Raw genomic sequence first — 25,653 nt, 5'->3', positions numbered from 1 at the left:
AGATTGTTGCAACTGATACTTGCGCCCACTAAAACCGGTATCGGAGGCTGGCTAGGCCATAGTGGAGCCAAGAAAAGTTATAGACTTCATCGTTGTCCGCCCCGCCTTCTAGAGTGCGATAACCCAGAGCGCCATACCAGCCATCACCAAGGTGATACTCCAACATTAGCGCCGCATCAACCGCACGTCCCATGGGTGACCACGCGCCTTCCACATCCAAGATCAACGCCGCGCGATCGGACAGGCGATATTGCCCATAGCCATGCAGCAAGGGCACTACACCAACGTTGGATTTCGTTGCTTTTGTTTCATCTTGCGCGAGGGTGATTTCAGCATCTCTCACCAAGGCGGCGGCACCAACGCCCCACTGCCAAGGGCCATGATCGTAAAACGTCCAGCGGTATGTCGCACGATAGGTATTGAATTGATAATCCGCGTCAATCGCTTGCCCATCGGCAAAGCGCTGATCCTGAAACTGGATGCTTTTTGACAGCGTGCCATGACCATCGACAGAGAGAGGCGCAAAGGTTAGGCGCACCGCGTGCTGGGGATTGAACTGATACGTGCCATACAAACGCAAGTAAGGCGTTGCGGATCGGCCGGTTAAATCGGTCATATCAAAGCGAGTGCCAGTATCTCCGGGGATGCTGACATCATTTTTGCTAAACGTCACCCCGCCGGTTTCAACGCGAAAATCCAACCCTTGCGCATAAGCCCCCGTTGATAGCCCCCCGACAAACAACACACTCATGATTCGAGCTGTCTGTTGGCACATCGTGTGCAAGTCTAAGCCTGCCCTAAGCCATTGTCGCGTATGACCAAACGTTGTGGTTCTGCCCTTTCTCATTGCGCTTTGCCCTTATTATCGGCGTCAATCGCAGCATACATAATATGCTGAGGCCCTGCCGCGCCGCCCCAGTACAGCTCGCCTGTATCAGTAAAGCCGCCTTTTTGGTAACAGGCTTTAGCGGCCGGGTTTTGACAGTTCACCGTTAGATACATCCAATTGAAATCACGATAAGCAACGGGCAAATACTCAAGCAAGGCTTTAACCGCACCGGTGCCTAGACCTTGCCCTTGATACCGCGCATCCACTACAAACATGCGCAAACCCAACGCCTTTGGCGGGCAAAAGTCATACTGAGACGCATAGTCAGTATCGAGTTTAAAAAAGCCTACCGTCTTGCCCGCTCGCTTGATCACATGGCGGTGAATGGTCTCACTGTCCTCAGCAAGAAATTCGTCTGCGGTGCCGGCAAATTTCACTTGTTGGTCGTGTAGGGATACCTGACGAACACCGTCGATGTCCTCATCAGTCAGTGGAACGACGCTTATCTTGGTGAGCTGACTAGTGGTGGTTTCTGACATACCAGTTCTCATCATCCTTGTTATTGGTTTGGTATAGGGCTGTGCGCTAGTTTTAGTGGTCAATGCTGAGCACTTCTAGTCAGGGAGCACCCAACAACGCGCTGCTCCCTTAAAGAGCGGACATAAAAAAGGAGCCCTGATTGACAGCGCTCCCTATCATAGCGTGCTAGCGATGTTAAATCACTGACAGCTCGACCTTAATATTGCCACGTGTCGCATTGGAATACGGGCAGACCTGGTGCGCTTGCTCGACCAATGACTGCGCGGTCTCTTTATCCAGATCGCTAACAGACACTGCCAGCTTCACGGCAATACCAAAACCACCATCAATAGGACCAATCGAAACTTCTGAGTTAATGTGAGTGTCTTCAGGCAAGGTCACGCCTGCTTTACCGGCCACCAAACGCAACGCACCAATAAAACACGCCGCATAGCCGGCAGCAAAAAGCTGCTCAGGGTTAGTGCCTTCGCCATCGTTTCCGCCCAAACCTTTAGGCGTGGAAAGCGCCACATCTAAACGTCCGTCATCAGATTTTGCAGACCCTTCGCGGCCTCCAGTAGCGGTGGCTTTTGCTGTATAGGCAACACTTTGTAGCTCTTTCATTTCACTCTCCTGTGTTCCAGTCCACTTGCGGCTTGCTCTATCGCACTGAGCAAACACGGTGAAGACGGCTTGTGTTATTTATTTTGCATGCAAAACATTAAATCACATCACGCAACATTGCAAATACTTTGCGCGCAAAATAAAATACAAACCAGACACACTGATAATGACAAGCCATGACCTATCCCCAATTAAAGCTCAGTAGCCAAATCTGTCACCGCTTATACAAGGCCTCCAACGGTATTTCGCGCGCCTACCGAACCTGGCTGACCGAGCTTGATCTCACCTATCCGCAATATGTGGTGATGATGGCGCTGTGGGAAGAAAATCAACTATCGATCGCCACGTTAGTTGAGAAGACGGGGATCGACGGTGGTGCGATGACGCAGATTTTGAAAAAGATGAGCGATAAAGGCTTGCTCACCATCGTGAAAGACGAAGACGATAAACGAAAGCGGTGGGTAACATTGACGGGCAAAGGCATTGAGCTGCAGCACCAAGCCGCTGCTATTCCGGAGAAAATCCGCTGCAAGTTTCCCAGCATTGATGATCAGCAAGCCCAGCAACTCATCGAGCTACTGGATAAGATCAATCATGACTTGGGAGAGAGTGACGCATAAACGTCGGCTTGAATGGTTGCTTATCGATAAGAAAGCCAAACTATTACTTGGTCGTGGCATCCTTTACTGACACAATCGGTGCTGTTACCTCGATATTAACGGACAACAATGAAACTTTTAGCTCGCAATCTTGCTCGCACCACTACCGAACACCAACTTCGTCAGCTGTTTTCTGAATATGGTGATGTCACCGAATGCACTCTGGTGCTGGACCAAGAGACTGGCGAATCCAAAGGTTTTGCTTTTGTGACCATGCCTGACGATGCCCAGGCCAACGCTGCAATGGCCGCTTTAAACCTCGCCAGCGTTGCAAAGAGCAAAATCCGCGTGAAAATCGCGAACTAAGCAAAAAAAGCCCTTTGCACTTACATTGGCTGTGAGGCGGGAACGATAGCCAACACGATCACCCGTGTTGGCTTTTGTTTATGGTCGAGACTTCTGTCCATGGGCGAATACTATTCAGCTGATCTTCGAGCTCATGTTCAGTAATTTCAGTATCATAGACGACTTGAGCTCGCAGCCAATAGCCCTTCGATAATCCAAAAAAACGGCATAAACGCAGGTCTGTATCAGCCGTTATAGCCCGTTTACCAGCAATAATTTGACCAATACGCTGTGCGGGCACTCCGATTTCTTTAGCCAAACGATATTGCGAAATCCCCATCGGAGTCAGGAACTCTTCTTTTAGCAACTCGCCAGGTGTGACAGCTTCTACAGTACGCATGAGCGACCTCCTAGTGATAGTCAACGATTTCGACATCTTTGCACTTAAACGTTCGAATCATAAACCCAATAGCAACGCAGCACGTTAATAACGTAAAGCGTCATTAAACGATAGCTGATTGACAGCCTACGCCCGACTCGTCACTATCAAGCTTTCGGCATGTAGTGACGCTCGGGCAATCAAAATGGCAAAACCGAATAAAAAAAGCCCCACCAAAACCATCGATATTTTCTGCAAACGTTGTAATGCGCCACTGTTTAAATATCGCAAAGGCGGCAAAGGTGCATTGGTGAAGTGCTTTAAAGAAAGGATTGTTGAGGATGCCACCACCACGCCGTGTTACTGCCCTCAGTGCGAACAGCCCTTTGCGCGTGACACCCTGGTGCGTGGCACACCGGCCTACAAATTTATTGGCGGTAAGGTATGGTTCAAATGAAGATAACCCTTTTAGGCGATACGTTAGGGGCGCAAATCGATAATATCGATTTATCCCAGCTTTCAGAGGCCGAGTTTGCGGCGCTGTACCAAGCATTTTTACGCTACAAAGTGCTTTTCTTTCGCGAGCAGCCCCTGTCTACCGACGATCATGTCGTACTGGCAAAACGCTTCGGCGAGCTTGAGCCTCCTCACCCGTTTTTTCCACACCTACCCGACAACGACCAAGTGGTCGTGATTGAAACCAGCCGCGGTAATCCACCCAGCCAAAGCTATTGGCACACCGACATGACATGGCAAGCGGTGCCGCCCAAATGCTCGATTTTGCACGCGCAATATGTACCAGAACATGGCGGGGATACCATTTGGTGTGACATGGCAGCAGTATGGGCCGATCTAACCGACGAAGAAAAAACCGAGCTACGCCAGCTCGACACCATTCACGCACTGCACGCCTTTGAAGGCAGCCGTTACGATCATCAAGACACCGACGGCCAGAGTGTCGTCTCGAAACGCGCTCAAGACTATCCACCGATTCGCCGTGCCATGGTGCAAGCCCACCCTGAAACCGGCCAAGAAGTGCTATTTATTAACGAGCAATTTACTCGCACGATTGCTGACTGGCCAGAAGCTGCTAGCCAACAACGGCTTGCGACGCTGTTTAGTCAAGCACGCCAATCGAAATATCACGTTCGCTTTCGCTGGCAAAAACACTCGGTGGCGATCTGGGATAATCGCGCCACCCAACACTACGCAGTAACCGATTATGGCGACGCGCCCAGACGATTACACCGCGTCACCGTTCAGGGTGACAGTGCTCAGTAACAACTCATGGCGCTCAGACGCGGGTATATTGATACAGATTGTTGCTATGCCCATAAAGCATGATTTGGCGTTGTAGCCGAAACCCTAGCTTTTCAAGCAAGCGGTTGGAGGGTTGGTTGTCCGGTAAGGTCACCGCTTGAACGGTATTCAGTCCGCTCGCTAACAGAGTGGCTTCAAGCACCGCCTCGGCGGCTTCTGTGGCGTACCCTTGCCCGGTGTGACGCGATAAAAACGCGTAACCTAAATCTGGATATGCCAATTCATCGCGCTTGAGCACGCCGCACATACCGATGGGCGTACCATCTTCCCGCCGTTCTACTAGATTTAAGCCAAAACCATGTGCTTGATAACTCGCAAGCGGCCCGTGACGGAGATACTCGGTCGCATCTTGTTCAGTGCGCACCTTTTTATCTGCGATATAGCGTATAAACGACGCATCATTAAGCAGCCCCACAATAAACGGCGCATCGTCGAGTGTAAACTGTCGCACATTGAGCCTTTTTGACTGGCATATCAGTGTCATAAACCACTCGCCTACTGAAACATTCTATCGCGCCATAATCGCATATTGGCGCGAATAAGTATCTACGCCAGCAACCAACACTGATAAAAATCAGTCTTCGCATGTTTGGGGTTGGCGCGAACAAATTCCCAGCCGTGCTGGCGATAAAAGGTTAACGCGCGATGGTTGTCACGGCTTACAGAAAGCATTGCTCGGCGACACCCCGCGTTTGTTAAGGTGGTTTCGATATAGCGCTGCAGCAAAGGAGCTAACCCTCGGCCACGAAAGGCAGGTGCAAGGTAGATGAGATGCACATAACCCGTCTCAGGCTCTGGCGACGTGCTGCGAAATTCAAGCTGCCCAGCCCATCCTCCATCGACAAAAATATGCCGATAAAACCATTCAGGCTGACCCATGCGTTCACTCACTCGTTCAAAATAGCCAGCCAGCAAGTCTTCAAATCCCTCATCGGAGCCAAAGCTACACACAAAAGCGTCCCGACGTGCAGCCACACAATAAGCAAAATCGGTTTCAAGATTAATGGGGCGGAAAGTCAGGTGCATGGGTGTATCCTTACGCTTTAGCGGCTATGCGCGATAAATAACGCTGGTATTCAACCCAGGCTCTATTCGCTGATCTGATAGTGACGCGTGACATTTTTCGTAACCGCTCCCCAATAGGATGATTTAACCCTCTCTTGGTGCTTATCAAAAGCTGAGCGATCGGTAAACTCTTCATAAACATCAAATCGCAGCGGATTCTCCGAATGTTGCTGAACCTTAAAGACCAAGCAACCCGGCTCTTCCAACGTCAACTTTTCATGATTAACAAGCTCTCGCGTCACGGCCTGAAGATCAGCGTCTGGCACGAGAATAAAACCTTCTAGAATGACTTTTGACATATAGTTTATCTTTAAATTATTTTTTTAGTTTGGTAAGGGCACTGATTGACTACAAACCACCCGATAAATCTAAAAAATTACCGGTCGAAAAGGAAGCTTTATCAGTCGCTAGCCAAAAAATGGCCTCAGCAACTTCTTCTGGCTGCCCACCTCTTTGCATCGGAATTTTACTTTCTAATCGTTTGACTCTCTCCGGTTCACCGCCATCTGCATGCATGTCGGTATAAATTAAGCCAGGACGTACACAATTCACGCGAATACCTTCTGCTGCCACCTCTTTAGATAAGCCTTTAGTCAGTGTATCGATTGCTCCCTTAGAGGCGGCATAATCGATGTATTCATTGGGGGAACCAGTGCGGGCCGCACCAGAAGAGACATTTATGATCGCACCACCTTCTCCACCCAATCTCGTCGACATACGTTTAACGGCTTCGCGACAGCAAAGAAAATACCCTGTGATATTGTTGAGCAAAATAGCGTTGATTCGACTTGCAGTCATATTTTCTAAGCGCGATTGCTGGCGCAAAATACCAGCGTTATTGACTAGCACATCCAGTTGATCTACTCGCTGATCCAAAGACGAAAACAATTTAATGGCATCTTCCTCTTTGGAAACGTCGGCTTGGATTGGGTAACACTCCCCTCCTTCGGCCGCTATGTCGTCTGCGACACGAGATGCGGCCTGATGATTAGACTTATAGTTAATAAAAACTACGTATCCGTTTCGTGCAAATAACTTGGCAGTGGCAGCACCGATGCCTCGCCCGCCACCTGTTATCAATACCGTTTTTTTACGCATCTGCATTCCATCCAATTATAGGGCATTATTATTTATGCGTTTTTCTTTCTCTCCGAGGAATTGACTGAAGCGCAATAAATAGCCATCGGGATCTTGAACTAAGAACTCTCGTTGACCGCAAAGCACAGCCCCTTCGTCATACCAATTTTCTTGTGGCTCTTGATAAAGAGACGTTTCAGTCGCAGCCAAGCGTTCCAAAATCGGCGAAATATCACTTAACTCTATTTGGAAATTAACACCTCGTCCGAGTGGGTAGACGAGTGCCCCTGGCTCCCATCCGGCATCATGCATTTGCTCAATCATAATATGAACCTTCTCATACTCTAAGTAAGCAAATTTTGGTGTGGTGCGTTGATTTCTAATTTTGAACCCAAGCAAATCCTGATAAAAATGGAGCGACCTTTCAAAATCACTAACAGTTAACTCTGGCACCATTGGGTTCCAATATTCTTCCATAAAATCCCTTTATATAATAAACAACGAACTTTTTACTCTTAATCACTTTACGAGCTTACTTTTTTCAAACACTAAGTGACATTATGTTTACTAGCATCATTTAGGGAATGCTTTTCTTCAAGGTTATTACACTTAATGCCTACTTCACGGGATAATATATCTGCGATCTTTGATGGTTCATAAAAACTCGCTGACGGAATACGTATCAGTTTATGATGACCAAAAAGCGCTTCATTTACGTACTGATCGCGTTCCTGTCTTTTCTTCCATTGATGCGTCGCATCATCTAACTCAATCACAGCGAGTATTCTTGTCGTTTTGTCAGTTATCACAAAATCCATACGCTTCGCCCATGTACGAGAGTTATGCCGAAAGTTAACGGGCTTAACTAGCGCCATAAGAGACACTTGACTATGAATGACATAGTCAGAGGGAAGTGCATTTTGGAGAGCAAAATAGAGTTTCTGCTCGTTTCTAGTCGCAAGGTGTGATTGGCGTTTATGCTCAACCCGACGTTTATGCGGATGAGCATTATCTAGTTGAGTATCAGCGTGTTTTGAACGCTCCATCTCTCTACTCAGAGACGGCTCCTTTCTATTCAACGGAGTATTCGTTGGTTGGCTATCCTTTGTGAACTTCCACACCAGATAGATAAAAACGATCAAAATACCGAGATATAACATTATCAACACTCCCTAATAGTGTATCCAAGAAGCAACTCCATTGTGCTTCATTAAGGTGACAACTCGTTGATTTTTCTTTGCTAAGTCTTCTTGTTCATCAAACAGGTCCTCGGAGACCAATTAGGTTTCCAAATGGATCAGTGACTTGGCACATTGATAGTCCATGCTCGATCGCCATTGGACCACGGTATAACTCAGCGCCAATTGCCTTAAAGTGATCTAGAGCGCTTAACAAGTCATCTACCAGCCAATACAGCACAGTTCCGCACTTACCATTGCGGACTTTTTCATCGGCTTGCACAATTTCTAACTGAAAACCATTTAAATCGAGGGCGGTAAAATCAAAGTCTGGATAATAAATAGGCATTGCATTAGGAAAAGCCTTGCGATACCACTCTAGCCCTTCATTTACGTTAGGTACATGTACAAGCAACGCAGATGGATAAACGGATATACCATTGGAAGAACCTTGCTTATTATTCATTGAAAGTAACTCGCAAAATTTCTCGAAAAAGTAAATTATCTAAACCTAGTAATGCATCAAGCTATATCAGTAAGTAGCCGATGCTACTATCGTCAGTGAGATTTAGGATCAATTAACATATTCTTAAAAGAGTCACGCTCATTACTATATTAAAAATTCACGGCTTAGACCACTATTGATATTCACGAAAAACGTTCTTTCTAGGGGCTAGGTAAAGGCCGTTTCTTTGACACTTGCACGCTCTGAAAACCTCGTTAACCAGTCAGCGAGGAGTGGCTGGCTTTCACCCCATTGCAGCTCCGGTAATCGAAAATCGATATAACTCAAGGCAACGCCAGTAACAATCTGGCCAAGGTTAATGTCGGACTGCATAACGTCAGTACTCACCCTATCTTCCAGCCGCTGAAGGCACCTGACAATGGCATTCTGTCGACGAACCCCAAGGACCGTACTATCGCTCTCTTTCCCAAAGTGCTTCCGATTAATAACCGTCATAAAAGCTGCATCGGTAAGGCCCTGACTCAACCCCGAGAGAGCAAAGACATCAGTGTAGTTGGGTGCACCAAGCAAGCTGAGAGTCGGGGAAAGCCCGTCCAAGTATGACGCGATGAGAAGGGATTCTGATAAAGTCTCTCCCCTATCCGTTACAAGCACGGGAATTTTTCCATTCGGATTGGCGGTGAGCAACGCATTGTCATCCGCCCAAGGATCTACCCAGATGAGCTTCACATCATCCAACTGCTTTTCAATCGCGCAGATTCGGACAACTCTTGCATAAGGCGACGTCGTGTTCAGATACAGTTCCATATCAATTTTTCTCCATCTGTGTGGCTTTTCGAACGATAAGATATCGGGTTGATAGCAAGAGGACGCCGCTCGCTAGAATAACGGCACCAATGCTGAATAAAGCTTCATAGGTACCAAGAAAGGAGTAGACAAATGCCAGAGAGTACCCACCTGCTGCTTGAAATGCAGCGAACATGGCTGTGGCCATACCCCATATCTTTTTGTGACCAGCAGGCCCCATAATTTCTGAAAGTCGTCCTGCTGTGAGCGCAACAATGCCGGGGATCATGGCTCCGACGATAAAGGATGAAACGGTAATACTGGCCATCGATACCGATATAACCGGTAATGCCGTCGCGATGGACTTTGCCAGAAACCCTGACAGCAGAGCCCCGTGCCAACCGAACTTTTTGGCCGCCCTCCCGGCAATGAAAGGTCCGAAAACAGCACCGACACCCAGAACAGCCCATTGGAAACTCGCGATGGCCTGCCCCATACCGACTTCACGTGCAAGATAATCTACCCAGAAAACCGTATGGGGAACAAAGCCGACTCCGTCCATCGCATACGCTGCCATGACTATTCCTATGCTCCACTTCTGTGCAGCGGTTAAGCCCTCTGACCCATTTCCTGCATGGGGAATAGCTGGTAATGATTTCAAGCCTGCGAACGCCCTATCGGCGACAAGACCAGCCGCAACAGCAAGCACCCCGAGCCCAATCCAGGCTAAAACAAGCCCCACATTTAAAAATAACGGAATCGCGGTGGCCGACAAAAAAGCCCCAATTCCGATACCGGTAAAAACCATCGCTCCAGTAGCTGGTCGTTGTGACGCTGGCGTACTTGAGAGAGCCAGAGACGGACCGACAACCATCAAGGTTGCACCGGCAAAACCAGACACAAATCGCCAGATAAAGAACCACGCGAAGCCGATCGGGCTCAGACAAAGAAAGAAGCTCAACGCGACTGCGATATAAGCGCCGCCAAGCACATAACGGAGTTTGTATCGTTCAGAGAGGGTGTGCGCGCCAATCGCTCCACCGAGATAGCCGAGCAGATTCGCGGCACCCAGGTATGCTGCCTCCGTTGCCGTAAACCAGTTGGCTTCTACGAGTACAGGAATAATTGGTGTGTAGGCGAAGCGCGCTACGCCTATTCCCACAAATGTTGCCATCGCCCCAACGAGCAACGCAGAGAGATTGAATCTGCTCGGTCTCATATTGTTATGCCCTCCATGGCGCTGAGTGTGCCAGGCTCATAGCCTTATTCAGACTGGGAGAGCCTCAGACTCATTTTTTAGATGCTTTGGGGTGTAGCGTGAATGAACAGGTATAGAGCAAACCCCATTGTTTCTCGCCCCCACCTCAAATACGCATCTTTCCAATGTCGTCTCGTTTTTACTTTATCCAATAGCTCGATATTTTCAGGGTCTAGCAACAACTCGCGTTCAGCAGCTAGCCAAAACGAGCTTTCAAACGTATCCCAATCTTGATAAGAAGAATGGACGACATAAGCGCATTCAAGGCCTAGTTGATTTCCTACTTCTATGTTTTGAAGGTTTGAGCGTAACTCTAGCGGGTCAATACCTGTTGCGAGTAAGTACTCTTTATCTGGTTCTTTTCGCCAATACGCATCCCCAAGTACAATTGCGCCATTAGACGCTATGAGAGCCTTCATGTCAGACAATGCATGGTCTAAAGCTTCACCAACATCGCCAAAAGCATGAGTAGAGCCTAAGCTAAAGCACGCATCAAATACGCCCCTAGGCAGTTCCACATCTTTGAATGCTGCATTATGAAAGGTGACTTTATCTAAATAAGGCTCCAAGTTTTCCTTGGCTTTAGCAATCTCCCTTTCATCAATTTCAATGACTACCGCCCGACAGTTAAACTTTTCTAAAACGCTTTTAATTAATTCGCCGTTACCACAACCAACATCTAAGACTAAAGAGTCCTCATTGAGCCATAGTTCACCCAGCAAGTTATCTATACAATTTGGGTTGATGGGGTTGTTATATTTCATTATTACTTTCCATAGTGTTTTAATTGAAAATTGATATAAGTGTTAGAGTCACTAACGCCTAACGGAGATGAGAAAATTCGCCATTATTGCCTGTGTGCGTAAGATGATGGTGAACTTAGGTTCAATGCTTAGAGGAGGAATGATGTGGGATAAAAGCCTCGCAAACCTCTAGTGATTGACGAAATAGTCGTTTGTCTTACCTATTTTTCCTCAACGGCTTTAGTAGCTAAGACTGCTAAACCACCCAGAGCTAATGAACCACCGAGAAACTTAGCAAACTTCGGATTTTCTGAGCATAAACCAATTAAACTTGCACCCAAAACAGCACCAGTTGCACCAGCAACAACTTGAGTCGAAGACATTTTTAATCCTGTCGCCCATTTAGCAAAATGCTCACAGTTTCGGTCTGTTAGTGAGTATTTCCACTGTCCAATTTGAGAACGAGCGAGTTCGAGTACCTCTGGTACTGGGCGGTCGTAAGTAACTTTAGCTGGATAGGTATGTTTACCTTGGGTTACTACATCCCAGTTTTCTTCTTGAACGGTACAATTTCGCTGAGTTGCAGAAATGAGCATAGGCAGCCCCTTTTCACACAAAGCGTCTGAAACTAAAGACCAGTGCTGATAAACACCGAAGTTGCTGACAACAATATCGCCAGCATTTAGGTTTTGAATTGACATATTCTCCCCTATATTTAATTAATTGACGATATCAATATGTAGGCATATTTTATCGTTTCAAGTAGTTGTATAGATATAACTAATAACATAGATCCCCCTGTTTAGGGTCTGCCACACTTAGGTGCGTTCTTTAATAGCGGAGGCAACCATGTCTACTCAATTATTTTGTGGTGTTTATTTCGCCAAGCATCACTTTTTAAGTAACAATGTATCCGCTTACTTCTAGGCTGCGCTCGCGCTGAAAAAAGTGCCAGACGCAGCGCCTGCCTATGCGCATTCGAACTATTTAATTAATAAAGCAACGGGCTTGCTCAACACCAAAATAAAGTGTCGGCTGCGCGACACTTATTCATATTTGTTAGGTTTATGCCCCTTGACCTTTCATTAAGCCAAGTAACTCTAGCACTTGCCTCCCATCGCTAGGCATACCCTCATACGCACCAAAGTAACTTGGATAGTATATGGGCATTGCTGTAAATAAAAATTGAAACAGTGAAAAGTACAGTCCAAAATTTACCAAATATTGAGCTAGATACGGTAATTCATAGCGACTAAGTAAATATAACCCGATACATAAAATTAGAGATACAACAGGTCCCATTAACAACGAAACAACTTGCAAATTTTTGCTCACATCTCTTTCTATTGAAGCAAAGCCAACATTCATCGACAATGGTGTGATTAATAACTTTAATTTACCAACCCGAAATTCCTTAGCATTACTTCCACTTCCCAATCGAATTTCTACCGACTGACCTGTCATTAATTGAGGAGTTGCATGCCCTAACTCATGAAGTAGCACGGCCAATGGCATTACTAACACAAAACCCAAGACTAGACCTATTAAATTGCTCACACACAACCTCCTTATTACGGATAAGCAACAAGACTAATATACGTCTTTTTGAAGTTTGCACCAAGTCCTGATAAAAAACCTAACGAATGACATGGATTCCCCCTCTTGAAGATCTGCCACACTTAGGTGCGGCCTTTAATACCGGAGGTAATCATGTCTACTCAATTCTTTTGTGGCGTTGATCTCGCCAAGCACCACTTTTCTCTTCACGCGGTGGATGACCACGGAAAAGTCATTTTCCATAAATCCGTTTCACGCGCTAAATTACTGGCTACATTAGCAAATATGCCTACGATGTGCATAGGTATTGAGGCCTGTAGTGGGGCACATTATTGGGCCAGAGAATTCAACAAGCTCGGCCACGATACCCGTATCATGGCCGCAAAGTACGTCGGTCCTTATCGCACAAAAGGAAAAAATGACCTGAACGATGCCGTTGCCATTTGTGACGCGGTTCAGCGTCCAAACAGCCGGTTTATTCCTGTTAAGTCACCCGAACGCCAAGCGATTCTCGCGACTCATCGTGTACGTGAGCATTGGGTCAATGAACGTACCGCCCTCATTAATCGTATTCGTGCATTACTGGCAGAGTTCGGCATTATTATTCCAACAGGACGAGCCGCCATTCACAGAGAAGTACCTCTCATTCTCGAGGCAGTAGAAAATGGCCTACCTGATATTGCTCGTGCCGTCGTGGCAGATTGCTTTGACCACCTACAAACACTTAATCAGCGTATCGCCGATACCGAGCAGTGTTTCGATATGGTTACCAAGGCCAGTCCTAATGCCCAGCGTATTCTTAATGTTCGCGGCATTGGCCCACAAACAGCAACGGCGATTATCGCCACTATCGGAAAAGGCGAGCAGTTTGATTCCGGTAGAGACTTTGCTGCTTGGCTTGGATTAGTGCCCAAACAGTACTCAACCGGAGGAAAACCGCGATTGGGTCGTATTAGTAAACGAGGAGATAAATACCTCAGAACGCTCTTAGTACATGGCGCGAGAGCCGTCATCACGAACCTAGGCGATAAGCAAGATAGGCTCAGTGTTTGGGGGCGAAATGTCCTTGAGCGACGTGGCATGAATCGCGCCATTGTCGCTCTCGCGGCCAAAAATGCACGCATTGTGTGGGCGTTATTGCACCATCAAACGGATTATCAAGACTACGCGGCCTAACTCGTCGCTGTCGTAAGGAGAAATACACCAACCGGGTCATTGCACACGCAAGTTGATGAGTATCGGTGAAGACCATTTGCAGAGAGCCTGTTAATGCGGCGGGCACCTTGATGCCTTCTAACGAATTAGGCACTGCAACCGCGCAATGTCATCAGGGCCATGACGTGAGTCAGTAAAAGGCCGAATGTAGAGCGGCAGTCCAAACCAAACTCAATACGCTTCGCGGATGCTTGACGAACGGGGGAATCCATGTAGCCGTGCTCTGGGGCAAACCGGAGCACAGCGTAGGTTTGTCCCTAGCAGCACTTTGTTAGGGCTGACCTTTGTTAATCGGATAAAATCTAGTAGCAATATTTTTCGCATCTGATTCTGTCATCGCATCATGCACAAACTTTAGCTTTGAAACTAAACGTATACATTTGAGGCTAGACTCATCATATATTTCTAGTTTGACAAGGTACTCATCACCAAAATCAATATAAACTGGACAATTTGCATCTAGCCATGTTTTTCTTGGTCGTACCCAATCATATTGATGGTAGCCGTTATATGATTCTGTTACTTCTTCCTCAATATCATATATCCCATGTATCCGACCTCCCCTGAGAGTTGATTTCGTAACCTCTGGGTATTCTTCAACTGCCTCAGAGAGCCGGAAAAAGATTCCAGTGTTGGCTCCATGCATATGCCTTTTGGCCTTACTCCACACTAAATCTTGAGCCAACTCAGATCGTGGATCGGGTAGCATGTGATAAATATCAAAGTTGTCTTTAAAAACGGAGCCATCAATTACCCAAACAAGATTTTTATAAAACTCTTCTCTGGATATTCTTTCAGCATCAGTCATTGAGGAATGCTGAACTTCAATAACGATCCCTGTTGGAGTCTTTATATCTGCCCTGTGAATTTCTCCATCTTCAGCAACATGAGATACTTCCCTGCATTCCAATGGAAATCTATTCTTCCACTCTCGATGCCAAGGAGTCTCATTCTCCCACCAGGGATCGCAATTCCTTTTTCTGAGGTGTGCCCAGTGATGCATAACTCTCGGGCCGCACTTGGCTATAGCTTCTGCGCCACAAATAGGGCAAAACCCTCTACCTTTTGGAAATGCCTCTAACTTTTTTTCATTGACCAATGCCAATTGCATAATTTGATGCTCTAATCCTTGTGTGCCCTAACGCCCACTTAAGCGGATAAAAATTGTTGGCTATAATTTTGTGAGGAACGAACAATAGCCAACTGTTTTTGTTCCGTTTAAAGTGCTTGTTAGCACTCGTTTACCGAAAATTTTTTCTGATACTGTTAATATAGCTTAAATCAGTAGGACACTGATTTGATGGCATTATTAAGCTTTTAACGCCAAATACTAAACCAGCTCCAGCGACGCCTGCAATTAAAGGAGACATACCAATAAATGCGGAAACACCTGCGCTCCCTAAACCCGCACCAGCAATACCTGAAAAATCAGCATTAATTACATTTTTTAAATGAGTTGTAATTCGTTTTATACCGGATTCACTTAAAGTTTTATCAATATCTTTCAACGCCAATTCAACACGAGCCATTTGAGCATTTCTAGCCCGTGGTACATCTCTTGAACTCAAGATATTTTCATTTACTTCATCCATGTGACAACGGAATGCAGTGAGTTCATCTTGTCGTTTTTCTTTAAACTCTAAAATGTCTGCTAACGGTGTATCCGCACTTGGTACAGGTAGCATGTCATAAAGCTCAACTTCAACACCAACACTAGCACTTTGTTGAGTGTAAAAAGGAATATCAGCTAGTTGCGCGATTGTCCAGCAACCAGGCTCCTCTTCTTGGTTTTTCCTAAATGCAGCTTCTTGAGCCTGAATGAAGAACTCACCTTGACCTGAGTTTATTGATCCTTGAAAGCGAACATGAGTACGTTTTAGTTTTCCTGATTGTTCAAGGTAATCGATTTCAGGCGAGGAAATATGAATTAGCATATTTGACGGATAATCAATTTCGTCCCAATACATAAGGTACTTTCGCAACTCTATTGGGTCAGGTGATCCGCCACAACTAATTCCCCCCGTATAAATAGGCTTGAAAGGCGGAGATACTACGATTCCTTTTTTATTCATATAGACCTCATATTTAGAGTGCTAACGCCCCAAGCAGGGGCATATTTTGCGTTTTTTGAGCGCAGCGAAGCAAAAGATGTCCCACTGCCTTGGTTTGTTACATGCTTACCGTTCTAGATCCGAAATAAACCCTTCAATGCTTTCTTTATCTAGGGCTAGACCACTTTTGAAAACATGGTCGAAAAATTTCTTATATCCTATTTTCTCTATCCGTCCCTTCCATTGTCTGAGTGGATGGTGCGGCTCAATAGTCATGACCAACTGAAAATAGTGTTTAATTTCTCTGTCACTTTTCAAGCAATGAATTCCAGAAGGGATTAAACATTTTAGCCTATGCCCACCACGCTCATATAAGTTGTCGTACTTTTCAAAGGCTTCTTGTATTCGATGGCTCCGCATTTTGTATAGATAGACTCCAATAGCTATGGAAATACTACCCAAACCAACCAGCACTGACGTTCCAACGCCTGAAAATGCCCAAGAGATCGTTTCTTTCATTGTAAATATGATGCTCCACCTATGCTATGCATGTAACGCCCGCCATCACTGGTGGCAAAACCGGCGCGACGCAGAGGTTTTGGCATCCGGTGCATGGCCTGGTTATGCGCTCTCACAGATAGCACGGATATCTTGGATATCCACCGGACGTGAGAGCGCAGATTTATACTGAATTAAGTCATCCTTCAACATAAGGGGAAGCTCAAGGCCCAGCAAATGTGCAGGCGTATAGCGAGAAAAATCTATGTTGAGGGGAACCCAAGTTTCGCTGCCTGCATCGAAGATTTTGGGACGATCAGCGCTACCTACCTCGACCTTGATGCCTTTGTACTTGAACTGGACGTAGGTTAGATCCCAGCCTTCTTCTTGGCGGTGAGCGGCAGCTTTGGATACAAATTCCTGGCCGGCCTGTACCACAGACGGAAAATGTTCACCGGGGACGAAAAGGTCTATGTCATTCAGATCCCGCTCTGAGCCATACCCTTTTGCTGCGAGCCCGCCACAGATCAAAAAGGGGATATTCCTGTCTCTTAGTAATCCCACAATCCATCGCGCTGCTATATGATGCACGCCTTCTCCTTTTGCGCATAACGCCGCCAGCACGCGCGGCTTTGTAGTGGAGGCGAAGCCATAACGGAAAAGCCGTCGCTATGCCTGGCCTTGTTAAGCATCATTTGATTCCTAGCTCCTTTCTCATTTGCTGCACGATTTCCTCAAACAGCACTTGGGTTCTTTCGCCTTTTTCCTCCATCTCGCCAGATAGGCTCACGCTTGGATTATTGATGTCCATTTGATCCAGATTTCCCAATACGGAACACGATGAATCTATAAGCTCGCGCTGTACATTTACGTACTCGTTAACTTTTTGGAGAAGCTTCTTGGAACAGACCAAGCGCAGACCGTGAAGCTCTTGTGTTGCTTGAGTGAAGGGTTTCCGGACATCTGCTGTAAGATTGTTCACCTCCTGATTAAGGCGAATCAACGGATCAGAAGACTGCCCCTCCGAAGTAAGAATTTCATTCATGCAACTTGCATAAGTTTCGCTCATAAAGCGCTCAAAATCAGCATGGCTAGACGAGGCAATCTGCTCTAATGCCTTTAGGTAGTGCTTATACTCTTCATAACGTATCTCGAAGTTTCTTCGTTTCTTGTCATCCCAGCGCTTCAAAAGGAAGAAGATCAGCGGCCCAACAATGGCGGAAACGATGGCAGCGACAACCGCTGGCTGCAATATTGTCTCAATTGTCACTATTTCCCCCTGAAATGCTTAACGCCCGCATTTGCGGCTGGTTTCGAGCGCAGCGGAAAACCAGTCCGACAACATGTGCTTGTTAAGTTTTTTCTGCATTTGCGACAAAGTGATCATAATATTTTCGCGCTTCTTCCTCTGGCCCTAGCGCAACGTCAATAAGCATTTGAAGACTCCATACAGGGCCGGGAATCACCTGCTCTAAGTCTAGGTCTTCGGGATAAGCATCTGGGTCTATAGCCATTTCTAAGTTTTCAAACCACCAAATTTCTATTTTTCTCAGTAGACCGACCATTTCTTCAAACGCTTCAGCGACATCAAAGTCTACACCTGACGAGGCAAAAGTGAGCATTTCGTGAGCTAATGTGTTACGACACTTTTTAATATGTTCGAATCTCTCTAAATCTTTATCATCAATAGCATGCATATCTTGCAACCATTTCAATGATGCGTAGAGAGGACTTCTGTTTAGGCTAAGCACCTTTTCTTTATATTCAGGACTAACAATCATCCCATTTTCGTCAAATCCATTTGTGAAAAAGCCTTCTATCTTTTCAATAATGCTGCTCTTGAGCATTTCGAAGGCCATCGAGAATATAGAGGCGGTAATAATATTTGTTTTAAGCGTCTCAGGGTGAAGTGCCCGTTCCCATGACGCTTTTACTTTTTCGTCCATGTTCGATCTCGATAAAGAAACTTAACGCCAAATTAAGGTGTGAACAACGCTAACCACCTACCTAATGCATTGTGCCATAAACACTAAACTTGCTTGAATTAAGAGCGCCGCGCGTTGTGAATCACCCTTAAATTTTATTGTTATGTTCGTAGCTTTTGTAGTCCTCGAATCGCCCTGTTAGTCGACTCTACCAAGTCAGCCCGTTTCAATTTTTCTCGAATTGCTAATGCTTCTATGAACTGTTGCTCTGCCAGTTAATAGTTGCCAACCTCAACGTTCAATTTACCCAAATGCTGCAAGCTAAAACTCAAAGAAAGCTCACAAGCAAAGTCCTGGCTTTTTAAGAATGCTTTTTCACCGCCAATCATGTCACCTGAATATTGCAGAGCCAGACCTGAAACATGGGTTGACCAGAACTTGTTCTTAACACTAGACGTTGAAGTATGCACTTTGAAAGCCATCCGATAAGCTAACCTACAAAGCCCAATGATTCGTAAACAATCGGCTATCAAGATTAGCTGCCATTCCAGCTTCTCTTTTTTGTTTGAAAGCTTGAATACGAGGGCTTTATACAGCTTTACAACAAGTTTCTGAAAAACTCCAGAAGTTACCCTGTCCCTTTGATATTCCAATATATCCTCCAAGAACATAACGAATGACATGGATTCCCCCTCTTGAAGATCTGCCACACTTAGGTGCGGCCTTTAATACCGGAGATAACCATGTCTACTCAATTCTTTTGTGGCGTTGATCTCGCCAAGCACCACTTTTCTCTTCACGCGGTGGATGACCACGGAAAAGTCATTCTCCATAAATCTGTTTCACGCGCTAAATTACTGGCTACATTAGCAAATATGCCTACGATGTGTATAGGTATTGAGGCCTGCAGTGGGGCACATTATTGGGCCAGAGAATTCAACAAGCTCGGTCACGATACCCGTATCATGGCCGCAAAGTATGTCGGTCCTTATCGCACAAAAGGAAAAAATGACCTGAACGATGCCGTTGCCATTTGTGACGCTGTTCAGCGTCCAAATAGCCGGTTTATTCCTGTTAAGTCACCCGAACGCCAAGCGATTCTCGCGACTCATCGTGTACGTGAGCATTGGGTCAATGAACGTACCGCCCTCATTAATCGTATTCGTGCATTACTGGCAGAGTTCGGCATTATTATTCCAACGGGACGAGCCGCCATTCACAGAGAAGTACCACTCATTCTCGAGGCAGCAGAAAATGGCCTGCCTGATATCGCTCGTGCCGTCGTGGCAGATTGCTTTGACCACCTACAAACACTTAATCAGCGTATCGCCGATACCGAGCAGTGTTTCGATATGGTTACCAAGGCCAGTCCTAATGCCCAGCGTATTCTTAATGTTCGCGGCATTGGCCCACAAACAGCAACGGCGATTATCGCCACTATCGGAAAAGGCGAGCAGTTTGATTCCGGTAGAGACTTTGCTGCTTGGCTTGGATTAGTGCCCAAACAGTACTCAACCGGAGGAAAACCGCGATTGGGTCGTATTAGTAAACGAGGAGATAAATACCTCAGAACGCTCTTAGTGCATGGTGCGAGAGCCGTCATCACGAACCTAGGCGATAAGCAAGATAGGCTCAGTGTCTGGGGGCGAAATGTCCTTGAGCGACGTGGCATGAATCGCGCCATTGTCGCTCTCGCGGCCAAAAATGCACGCATTGTGTGGGCGTTATTGCACCATCAAACGGATTATCAAGACTACGCGGCCTAACTCGTCGCTGTCGTAAGGAGAAATACACCAACCGGGTCATTGCACACGCAAGTTGATGAGTATCGGTGAAGACCATTTGCAGAGAGCCTGTTAATGCGGCGGGCACCTTGATGCCTTCTAACGAATTAGGCACTGCAACCGCGCAATGTCATCAGGGCCATGACGTGAGTCAGTAAAAGGCCGAATGTAGAGCGGCAGTCCAAACCAAACTCAATACGCTTCGCGGATGCTTGACGAACGGGGGAATCCATGTAGCTGCCATAAACGGCGCGAGCTTGCGAGCGTCCGGCGACCGAAGGAAGCGAATTTGATGGCCTTGTTAGCCAAGAAATACCCTTCAAGGCTTAGGCTCGCTTTTATTGAAATCTAGTTTTTTTATTATTTCCATCAGTATTTCATGGACATTTATCGGGTAAGAGTCTAAACTCACCTTGGAAAAGTCTTTAGCCGCAAAAAGCCTACCTGCTATTTCAATTTTAATCTTATGCTGCTCAGCTTCAGGCAACGATGCAATGTATGGGGCTATAGCCTTCAGGTCTAATGATGTTTGTAGATGCGCATATTGTTGTTCTCGATGTTTTGCAGACTCTCTTGCAAGATATGCCGCAGGCACAGACAATATAAAAGCTAGAACTATTCTAAAGATCGAACTTTGCCAGCTAAAATCTTCACTCGTTGTTTCCCAGAACGAATATGCAACTACTAATACTATTAATGACATACAAGCTAGAGATGCGTACCGTAGCCAGTTGGCCATATTCTTCTCATCTTCAGCGCTCTTTTCAAAATCTCCAGCTATTGCCCTACCTGATACATGACCTAATATCTCATCAATTTGTGCCTTCTTACTTTCGAGATCAGCTAAACTGCTTTCATATAGTCTTTCTGCTTTCTTAACTTCATTAATTACGTCAGCATGAAGTTTTTCAGACTGGGAACTTATACTCTCGATTCTGACTTCATTTTCATTCAACAATTTCTTGACTCTCTGATCATGTCTCTCATGATCATCAGCTAAAAGCTTCAAATTTTTCTTGATAGACTGAAAGCTATGTAGATCTACAGATATTTCATTCATTTTCTCATTATCAAGTGGCTTATATTCTAGTGGGCTATCTTCCACCTTGCTTCGGAATTCATTTGAATGTTCTAGCAAATCGTAACCTAAACGTTTTAACTTCTCATCTGCTTCTTTAAACTTTGGAATACCTTGGGCTACGGCCTGACCATAAACCGCTACCATCTTGGCTGACTGCGCAATTTTCTCTATATCATCAGAGTCAACAGCCTGAGCGTAGCTCGCGATACTTCGGTCAAATTTTTCAAGCCCGTCTCGAATAGATTTTGGAACAGGTCTGTCCGCGAGAGTTTCTTTAATCTTGCTTACAAGCTCTTTAATATTTATGGATTTCTCATCCCATTCCAAAAGTAATTTTTCCATTATTTCCTCTAGTTACTACTGACGACTGGCTAACATTGTATTAGTGCGCGTGCTCGATTTGTCAAAACCGTTGTACGCACTTTTTGTCGTCTAAGCTACTGTTATTAAAATCATTTTCAATGCTTTAAGCAATCATCTCGCCTGCGAAAGTGAGCATGCCGCCTATCCCGGCTCACGCGTTCACATTATCCCCAAGCAGTAAAATGTAACCCATTGATTAAATAGCATTTCTATTTTTTCGTTTGGTGATAATGTGAATGCGTTTCGAATAATCGTGCACACGATCTGGCTTCCCTCGCCGATAAGCTGTGTAAATATACAGCTTGGCAGTTTAATGGAGTGCGCTTCAACACCCACGCTACCGCCCTCTGGTTCGCGGCGTCCAAAAGGCCTTACAGAGCGATTTTTGCGCGCTAGGTTATCAGATGCTGGGCAGTGTGTTTAGGCAAAGGGGTCTAAAATGTTGGCGCGGTCAGGGTTTGGGAGGTTTTGGAGGCATAAATGCAAAAAAGCCGCTGACTGGGCAGCGGCTTTTCGGTATGTGGCGGAGAGATAGGGATTTGAACCCTAGAAGGGCTATTAACCCTTGCCGGTTTTCAAGACCGGTGCTTTCAACCACTCAGCCATCTCTCCGGAACGCGGCGTATAATATTGGGTTCGCTGTGGCTTGTAAACCCTTTATTTGCCGCTTTTTGTCTGCTCGCTCAAGCCGTGATCAGGTTGGCGATATTGGTAGCAAAAAGCGATTAGCTTGCCGCCAACCGCCCTGCTTTTAACTGAGAGACGTTAGCTGAGTCTCTTTACCGCGCAGTAATTATAGCGCGATAAAAATACCCGCCAGTGCCGCACTCATTAGGTTGGCAAAGGTGGCGGCAATCACTGCGCGCACGCCTAAGCTTGCCACATCTTTGCGGCGTTCGGGCACCATGGCACCAATCGAGCCAAGTTGAATGGCAATTGAGCCAATGTTGGCGAAGCCACACAAGGCAAAGGTCACTATCACCTGGCTTTGCACCGACAAGTTGGCTTTGATATCGGCAAAGGATAAGAAGGCGACAAACTCATTGAGTGCGATTTTCTGCCCTAATAGGTTACCAACGGCAAACACTTCATGCACCGGCACCCCAGTAAGCAATGCCAAGGGTGAGAATAAATAGCCGAACAGGCTTTCTAGGCTTAAGCCTTCTAAATCAAGCAGCTCGCCAATGCTCCCGAGTCCGGCGTTTAGCATCGCAATCACACTGATAAAGGCCACCAGCATAGTGCCCACGGCCACCGCGACTTTCATGCCGTTCATCGCGCCACTGGCCAAGGCATCAATCGCGTTCGCTTGGTCGCTATCGCTGATCTCCACCTGGTTTTGCTCAGCCGGTGTTTCCGTCTCAGGGACAATGATTTTGGCCATCAATAATCCACCGGGCGCGGCCATAAAGCTCGCGGCAATCAGGTATTTCAAATCCACGCCCATGGCGGCATATCCGCCAAGCACACTGCCGGCCACTGAGGCCATACCGCCGACCATTACGGCGAAGAGTTCAGAGCGGGTCATTTTGCTAAGAAAAGGGCGAACTACCAAAGGAGATTCGCCCTGAGAAAGAAAGATGTTGCTGGTCGCGACCAAGGATTCTGCGCGGCTGGTGCCGAGTAATCGCTGTATGCCGCCACCGAGCAATTTAATAACCCACTGCATAATGCCGAGATGATAAAGGAGAGAAATCAGCGCACTGATAAAAATGATTAACGGCAGTACTTTAACAGCGAAAACAAACCCATCGTTCGCCAGTGGCCCAAACACAAACTCGATGCCTTCGTTGGCAAATGAGAGTAGTTTAGCCGCGCCATTACTCATTGCCCCAAGCATGGCTTGACCAAAGGGAATATAGAGCACCAGGGCAGCAAACCCAGCTTGCAAGCCAAACGCGCCTAGCACTGTTCGCCAGTTGATAGCTTTGCGATTGGTGGAAAATGCGCACGCGCACAGAAACAGAGCGACCAGACCTGCCGCACTATAGAGAAGTTGCATAAATAGATTACCTTGCCGTTGTGTTGCACTTGCGGTACGGATGAGTACGACACGCTGCCGGGGTGGCAAGAGGTTCCATCATGCGTTACATCGTACCGCGGGTTCGGTGAAGGTGGGCCCGACCTTGGACGCTTTTTCTTCAGCCGCGAATCGCGACACAGTCACTCTTTGGCTATCGCTGTGCAAAGAGCACATGTTGGGCGAGCATTCTATTGTGATTAAGCTCTCATTTCCAGCATAATTTGACGCTCGATCACACTTATTGAGTGGTTGTTGACCATTGCAAACGGCCCTTTTGGCTTTGTCTTGTCCCTCAGACAATGGTCGGATGTTTATCCCTCTCTTTTTGTGTCACGTTGTCAGTGTCTATCATTCACACTCGGCATCACGCCTACGCTTAACAAATTTGGCAAGATTAGTTGACACGTTTGGCTCATATGATATTCATGGGTGGATATTGACAAAATTATTGAAGGCAAAGTGATAAAAATAAGCCTCAATGGCAAAAACAAAAGCAATAGCGCTAAAAAACATAAAACAAAGCAAACACAACAACGCAACCATAATAAAGGAAACACACATGCAAACCGTCTCTTCGCATCAGGCAGGATCTAGCTTGTCGGTGATGCAACGTCTACGCGCATTGGGGCCAGGTATCATGATGGCCGCGGCAGCTGTAGGCGGCTCTCACCTTGTTGCTTCAACCAAAGCCGGAGCCATTTATGGCTGGCAGCTCGCGGCATTGATCCTGCTCGTTAACTTGTTTAAATACCCCTTTTTTCGAGCAGGCGTACAATATACTGCGGGAACCGGTGAAACCTTGGTCGAGGGCTATGCGCGTTTAGGTCGCCCTTACCTGTGGCTGTTTGTCGCACTGAGTGCCGTATCTGGGGTGATTAACACCGCGGCCTTGACCTTATTTAGTGCCAGCTTGCTCAGCTATTTTGTGCCGTTTGATCTCTCACTGACGGTGCTCTCGAGCATTATTGTGGCTACCTGCTTAGTCATCTTGATTGCGGGACATTACAAAGCGCTGGATACCTTATCGAAAGTGATCATGGCGACGCTGACTTGCGCCACCTTGGTGGCGGTGACAATTGCCGTGGGGAATCCTGTCGCGGTTGAGCCCAACTTCAATGCACCCTCGATTTGGTCTGTCGCCGCCATCGGCTTTATTGTGGTGACCATGGGTTGGATGCCGGCTCCGATTGAAATTTCTAGCATCACCTCGGTGTGGCTCAAGCGTAAAGCGCAATCTGAGCCGATTAACGCCAAAGCGGCGCTGTTTGATTTTAACGTCGGTTACATCGGTACCGCGCTGTTGGCGATTGTGTTCTTATCACTCGGTGCCTTGCTTCTGCATGGCAGCGGGGTGGAGTTAAAGCAATCAGGTATTGGCTTTTCGCATCAGTTAGTGGGTCTGTATGCCGCCACCATTGGTGAATGGTCGCGCTATTTGATTGCGGTGGTGGCCTTTTTCTGTATTTTCGGCAGCACCATTACCGTGATTGATGGCTATGCGCGCGTGGTATCTGAATCACAACGCTTGTTGCGTGAACAAACAGAAGCCGAGGCGCACTCGGGTATCGCACAAGGCTGGATGATGCTGATCTCGGTGTTGGCACTGGCGATTGTGGCGTTTTGGACCGGCGCACTGCTGACCATGCTTGATTTCGCCATGGTCGCCGCGTTTGTCACCACGCCTTTCTTTGCATTGCTCAACTATATTTTGGTGACCAAACACCGCTTGCCGCCTGAAGTGACCATGAGCAAAGCGATGCGCGCATTGGCAATCACCGGATTAGTGTATTTGTTCGGCTTTTTGGCCGTATTCGTCTGGTGGAAGTGGTTGATGTAACAAAGTTTACCTTGTTCACGCTTAAAGGGCTGGGTTAACATCCTTTTACAACTTCAGCAACGGTGTTAGGCGTGGATAAGGTATTATTGACTTTATAAAAGCCAGTCGTGGTTTAGGTTAAGGACGTGGGC

31 protein-coding genes, 1 tRNA gene and 2 pseudogenes are annotated in these 25,653 nt (G+C 46.6%); 8 read left to right on the top strand and 26 right to left on the bottom strand.

Translation table 11 applies throughout. From position 1 onward, the window contains the following. Positions 1 to 28: 28 nt before the first annotated feature. From FCN78_RS05930 to FCN78_RS05920, 3 genes are all read right to left on the bottom strand, one after another. Positions 29 to 751 carry a hypothetical protein gene (locus tag FCN78_RS05930; RefSeq protein ID WP_077658570.1) on the bottom strand — a complete coding sequence of 241 codons (723 nt, stop codon included), beginning with the start codon at positions 749 to 751 and terminating at the stop codon, positions 29 to 31. A gap of 92 nt (positions 752 to 843) precedes the next feature. Next, positions 844 to 1,368: a GNAT family N-acetyltransferase gene (locus FCN78_RS05925; RefSeq protein WP_077658569.1), complete on the bottom strand. Its 525-nt coding sequence runs from the start codon at positions 1,366 to 1,368 to the stop codon at positions 844 to 846. Between the two features lie 175 nt (positions 1,369 to 1,543). Next, entirely contained in the window at positions 1,544 to 1,972 is a 429-nt protein-coding gene (locus FCN78_RS05920; protein ID WP_077658568.1) for an organic hydroperoxide resistance protein, read from the bottom strand. Positions 1,973 to 2,148: 176 nt separating this feature from the next. Here FCN78_RS05920 and FCN78_RS05915 point away from each other — a divergent pair, with 176 nt between their 5' ends. Both FCN78_RS05915 and FCN78_RS05910 read left to right on the top strand, forming a co-directional pair. Then, positions 2,149 to 2,592, top strand: coding sequence for a MarR family winged helix-turn-helix transcriptional regulator (locus FCN78_RS05915; protein ID WP_077459602.1), 444 nt, complete (start codon positions 2,149 to 2,151; stop codon positions 2,590 to 2,592). A gap of 108 nt (positions 2,593 to 2,700) precedes the next feature. Then, on the top strand, positions 2,701 to 2,937 hold the full coding sequence (locus FCN78_RS05910; RefSeq protein ID WP_077658567.1) for an RNA recognition motif domain-containing protein: 237 nt from the start codon (positions 2,701 to 2,703) through the stop codon (positions 2,935 to 2,937). Between the two features lie 58 nt (positions 2,938 to 2,995). Here FCN78_RS05910 and FCN78_RS05905 read toward each other — a convergent pair whose 3' ends face one another. After that, positions 2,996 to 3,316 carry a HigA family addiction module antitoxin gene (locus tag FCN78_RS05905; RefSeq protein WP_077459600.1) on the bottom strand — a complete coding sequence of 107 codons (321 nt, stop codon included), beginning with the start codon at positions 3,314 to 3,316 and terminating at the stop codon, positions 2,996 to 2,998. A 184-nt stretch (positions 3,317 to 3,500) separates the two neighbouring features. Here FCN78_RS05905 and FCN78_RS05900 point away from each other — a divergent pair, with 184 nt between their 5' ends. Both FCN78_RS05900 and FCN78_RS05895 read left to right on the top strand, forming a co-directional pair. Continuing rightward, complete coding sequence (locus tag FCN78_RS05900; protein ID WP_077658566.1) at positions 3,501 to 3,752, top strand: hypothetical protein; 252 nt, start codon at positions 3,501 to 3,503, stop codon at positions 3,750 to 3,752. Beyond that, entirely contained in the window at positions 3,749 to 4,576 is an 828-nt protein-coding gene (locus FCN78_RS05895) for a TauD/TfdA dioxygenase family protein (protein ID WP_077658565.1), read from the top strand. The genes FCN78_RS05900 and FCN78_RS05895 overlap by 4 nt, the downstream gene beginning before the upstream one ends. Before the next feature lie 13 nt (positions 4,577 to 4,589). On the opposite strand, the gene FCN78_RS05890 is transcribed toward FCN78_RS05895, so the two are convergent. The 10 genes from FCN78_RS05890 to FCN78_RS05845 all read right to left on the bottom strand — a co-directional run bounded on the left by FCN78_RS05890 (position 4,590) and on the right by FCN78_RS05845 (position 11,209). Next, the gene (locus FCN78_RS05890; RefSeq protein WP_077658564.1) at positions 4,590 to 5,099 is read right to left on the bottom strand and encodes a GNAT family N-acetyltransferase; all 510 of its coding nucleotides are present in this window, start codon (positions 5,097 to 5,099) and stop codon (positions 4,590 to 4,592) included. A gap of 62 nt (positions 5,100 to 5,161) precedes the next feature. Further along, positions 5,162 to 5,641 (bottom strand): GNAT family N-acetyltransferase, encoded by a 480-nt coding sequence (locus FCN78_RS05885; RefSeq protein WP_077658563.1) that lies wholly within the window; start codon positions 5,639 to 5,641, stop codon positions 5,162 to 5,164. Positions 5,642 to 5,703: 62 nt separating this feature from the next. Continuing rightward, complete coding sequence (locus FCN78_RS05880) at positions 5,704 to 5,979, bottom strand: putative quinol monooxygenase (protein ID WP_077608808.1); 276 nt, start codon at positions 5,977 to 5,979, stop codon at positions 5,704 to 5,706. Between the two features lie 49 nt (positions 5,980 to 6,028). Next, on the bottom strand, positions 6,029 to 6,778 hold the full coding sequence (locus FCN78_RS05875) for an SDR family oxidoreductase (RefSeq protein ID WP_077650269.1): 750 nt from the start codon (positions 6,776 to 6,778) through the stop codon (positions 6,029 to 6,031). Positions 6,779 to 6,793: 15 nt separating this feature from the next. Next, positions 6,794 to 7,234, bottom strand: a complete 441-nt coding sequence (locus FCN78_RS05870; RefSeq protein WP_077658562.1) for a bleomycin resistance protein — start codon at positions 7,232 to 7,234, stop codon at positions 6,794 to 6,796. A gap of 71 nt (positions 7,235 to 7,305) precedes the next feature. Further along, complete coding sequence (locus FCN78_RS05865) at positions 7,306 to 7,917, bottom strand: DUF2726 domain-containing protein (protein WP_077658561.1); 612 nt, start codon at positions 7,915 to 7,917, stop codon at positions 7,306 to 7,308. A 97-nt stretch (positions 7,918 to 8,014) separates the two neighbouring features. Beyond that, positions 8,015 to 8,401 (bottom strand): VOC family protein, encoded by a 387-nt coding sequence (locus FCN78_RS05860; RefSeq protein WP_077653442.1) that lies wholly within the window; start codon positions 8,399 to 8,401, stop codon positions 8,015 to 8,017. Positions 8,402 to 8,608: 207 nt separating this feature from the next. Next, complete coding sequence (locus tag FCN78_RS05855; protein ID WP_077658560.1) at positions 8,609 to 9,208, bottom strand: glutathione S-transferase family protein; 600 nt, start codon at positions 9,206 to 9,208, stop codon at positions 8,609 to 8,611. A gap of 1 nt (position 9,209) precedes the next feature. Then, positions 9,210 to 10,361 (bottom strand): YbfB/YjiJ family MFS transporter, encoded by a 1,152-nt coding sequence (locus FCN78_RS05850; protein WP_201258635.1) that lies wholly within the window; start codon positions 10,359 to 10,361, stop codon positions 9,210 to 9,212. Positions 10,362 to 10,483: 122 nt separating this feature from the next. Then, positions 10,484 to 11,209, bottom strand: coding sequence for a class I SAM-dependent methyltransferase (locus tag FCN78_RS05845; RefSeq protein WP_077658558.1), 726 nt, complete (start codon positions 11,207 to 11,209; stop codon positions 10,484 to 10,486). 73 nt (positions 11,210 to 11,282) lie between these two features. On the opposite strand from FCN78_RS05845, the pseudogene FCN78_RS16140 reads away from it, so the two are divergent. Beyond that, positions 11,283 to 11,381: pseudogene (locus FCN78_RS16140) on the top strand (IS110 family transposase); the annotation flags it as partial. Positions 11,382 to 11,409: 28 nt separating this feature from the next. Here the strand turns inward: FCN78_RS16140 and FCN78_RS05840 are convergent. Further along, positions 11,410 to 11,889, bottom strand: coding sequence for a lecithin retinol acyltransferase family protein (locus FCN78_RS05840; protein WP_077658557.1), 480 nt, complete (start codon positions 11,887 to 11,889; stop codon positions 11,410 to 11,412). A gap of 364 nt (positions 11,890 to 12,253) precedes the next feature. Then, entirely contained in the window at positions 12,254 to 12,745 is a 492-nt protein-coding gene (locus tag FCN78_RS05835) for a hypothetical protein (protein WP_077650276.1), read from the bottom strand. Positions 12,746 to 12,898: 153 nt separating this feature from the next. On the opposite strand from FCN78_RS05835, the gene FCN78_RS05830 reads away from it, so the two are divergent. Further along, positions 12,899 to 13,921, top strand: coding sequence for an IS110 family RNA-guided transposase (locus tag FCN78_RS05830; RefSeq protein WP_137317899.1), 1,023 nt, complete (start codon positions 12,899 to 12,901; stop codon positions 13,919 to 13,921). Between the two features lie 310 nt (positions 13,922 to 14,231). Here FCN78_RS05830 and FCN78_RS05825 read toward each other — a convergent pair whose 3' ends face one another. The 7 genes and pseudogenes from FCN78_RS05825 to FCN78_RS05790 form a co-directional block, all read right to left on the bottom strand. Further along, the gene (locus FCN78_RS05825) at positions 14,232 to 15,071 is read right to left on the bottom strand and encodes a competence protein CoiA (protein WP_077659803.1); all 840 of its coding nucleotides are present in this window, start codon (positions 15,069 to 15,071) and stop codon (positions 14,232 to 14,234) included. A 130-nt stretch (positions 15,072 to 15,201) separates the two neighbouring features. Then, positions 15,202 to 16,032 carry a DUF6236 family protein gene (locus FCN78_RS05820; protein WP_077659804.1) on the bottom strand — a complete coding sequence of 277 codons (831 nt, stop codon included), beginning with the start codon at positions 16,030 to 16,032 and terminating at the stop codon, positions 15,202 to 15,204. Positions 16,033 to 16,137: 105 nt separating this feature from the next. After that, on the bottom strand, positions 16,138 to 16,530 hold the full coding sequence (locus FCN78_RS05815; RefSeq protein ID WP_077650298.1) for a hypothetical protein: 393 nt from the start codon (positions 16,528 to 16,530) through the stop codon (positions 16,138 to 16,140). A gap of 102 nt (positions 16,531 to 16,632) precedes the next feature. Next, positions 16,633 to 17,100, bottom strand: coding sequence for a nucleotidyltransferase family protein (locus tag FCN78_RS05810; protein ID WP_167483327.1), 468 nt, complete (start codon positions 17,098 to 17,100; stop codon positions 16,633 to 16,635). A 100-nt stretch (positions 17,101 to 17,200) separates the two neighbouring features. Continuing rightward, a complete protein-coding gene (locus FCN78_RS05800; protein WP_131825575.1) occupies positions 17,201 to 17,779 on the bottom strand; it encodes a hypothetical protein in 579 nt (192 codons plus the stop codon). 82 nt (positions 17,780 to 17,861) lie between these two features. Then, positions 17,862 to 18,455, bottom strand: a complete 594-nt coding sequence (locus FCN78_RS05795) for a hypothetical protein (protein WP_077605793.1) — start codon at positions 18,453 to 18,455, stop codon at positions 17,862 to 17,864. A gap of 140 nt (positions 18,456 to 18,595) precedes the next feature. After that, positions 18,596 to 19,105 (bottom strand): annotated as a pseudogene (locus tag FCN78_RS05790) (hypothetical protein). A 72-nt stretch (positions 19,106 to 19,177) separates the two neighbouring features. Here FCN78_RS05790 and FCN78_RS05785 point away from each other — a divergent pair. Then, positions 19,178 to 20,200 carry an IS110 family RNA-guided transposase gene (locus FCN78_RS05785; RefSeq protein WP_077674137.1) on the top strand — a complete coding sequence of 341 codons (1,023 nt, stop codon included), beginning with the start codon at positions 19,178 to 19,180 and terminating at the stop codon, positions 20,198 to 20,200. Between the two features lie 337 nt (positions 20,201 to 20,537). Here the strand turns inward: FCN78_RS05785 and FCN78_RS05780 are convergent, their stop codons facing one another. The 3 genes from FCN78_RS05780 to FCN78_RS05770 all read right to left on the bottom strand — a co-directional run bounded on the left by FCN78_RS05780 (position 20,538) and on the right by FCN78_RS05770 (position 23,664). Then, the gene (locus FCN78_RS05780) at positions 20,538 to 21,641 is read right to left on the bottom strand and encodes a hypothetical protein (RefSeq protein ID WP_077659813.1); all 1,104 of its coding nucleotides are present in this window, start codon (positions 21,639 to 21,641) and stop codon (positions 20,538 to 20,540) included. Positions 21,642 to 22,183: 542 nt separating this feature from the next. Further along, positions 22,184 to 22,274, bottom strand: a tRNA-Ser gene (locus tag FCN78_RS05775). 181 nt (positions 22,275 to 22,455) lie between these two features. Continuing rightward, on the bottom strand, positions 22,456 to 23,664 hold the full coding sequence (locus FCN78_RS05770) for a NupC/NupG family nucleoside CNT transporter (protein ID WP_077638991.1): 1,209 nt from the start codon (positions 23,662 to 23,664) through the stop codon (positions 22,456 to 22,458). 580 nt (positions 23,665 to 24,244) lie between these two features. Between FCN78_RS05770 and FCN78_RS05765 the strand changes: the two genes are divergently transcribed. Next, positions 24,245 to 25,522: an NRAMP family divalent metal transporter gene (locus tag FCN78_RS05765; protein ID WP_077600298.1), complete on the top strand. Its 1,278-nt coding sequence runs from the start codon at positions 24,245 to 24,247 to the stop codon at positions 25,520 to 25,522. The last annotated feature ends 131 nt before the right edge of the window (positions 25,523 to 25,653 follow it).

The sequence above is a fragment of the Salinivibrio kushneri genome, from assembly GCF_005280275.1.
GTDB lineage: Bacteria > Pseudomonadota > Gammaproteobacteria > Enterobacterales > Vibrionaceae > Salinivibrio > Salinivibrio kushneri.
The sequence above is the reverse complement of the archived record's forward strand: the minus strand, read 5'-3'. Positions and strand labels throughout refer to the sequence as shown.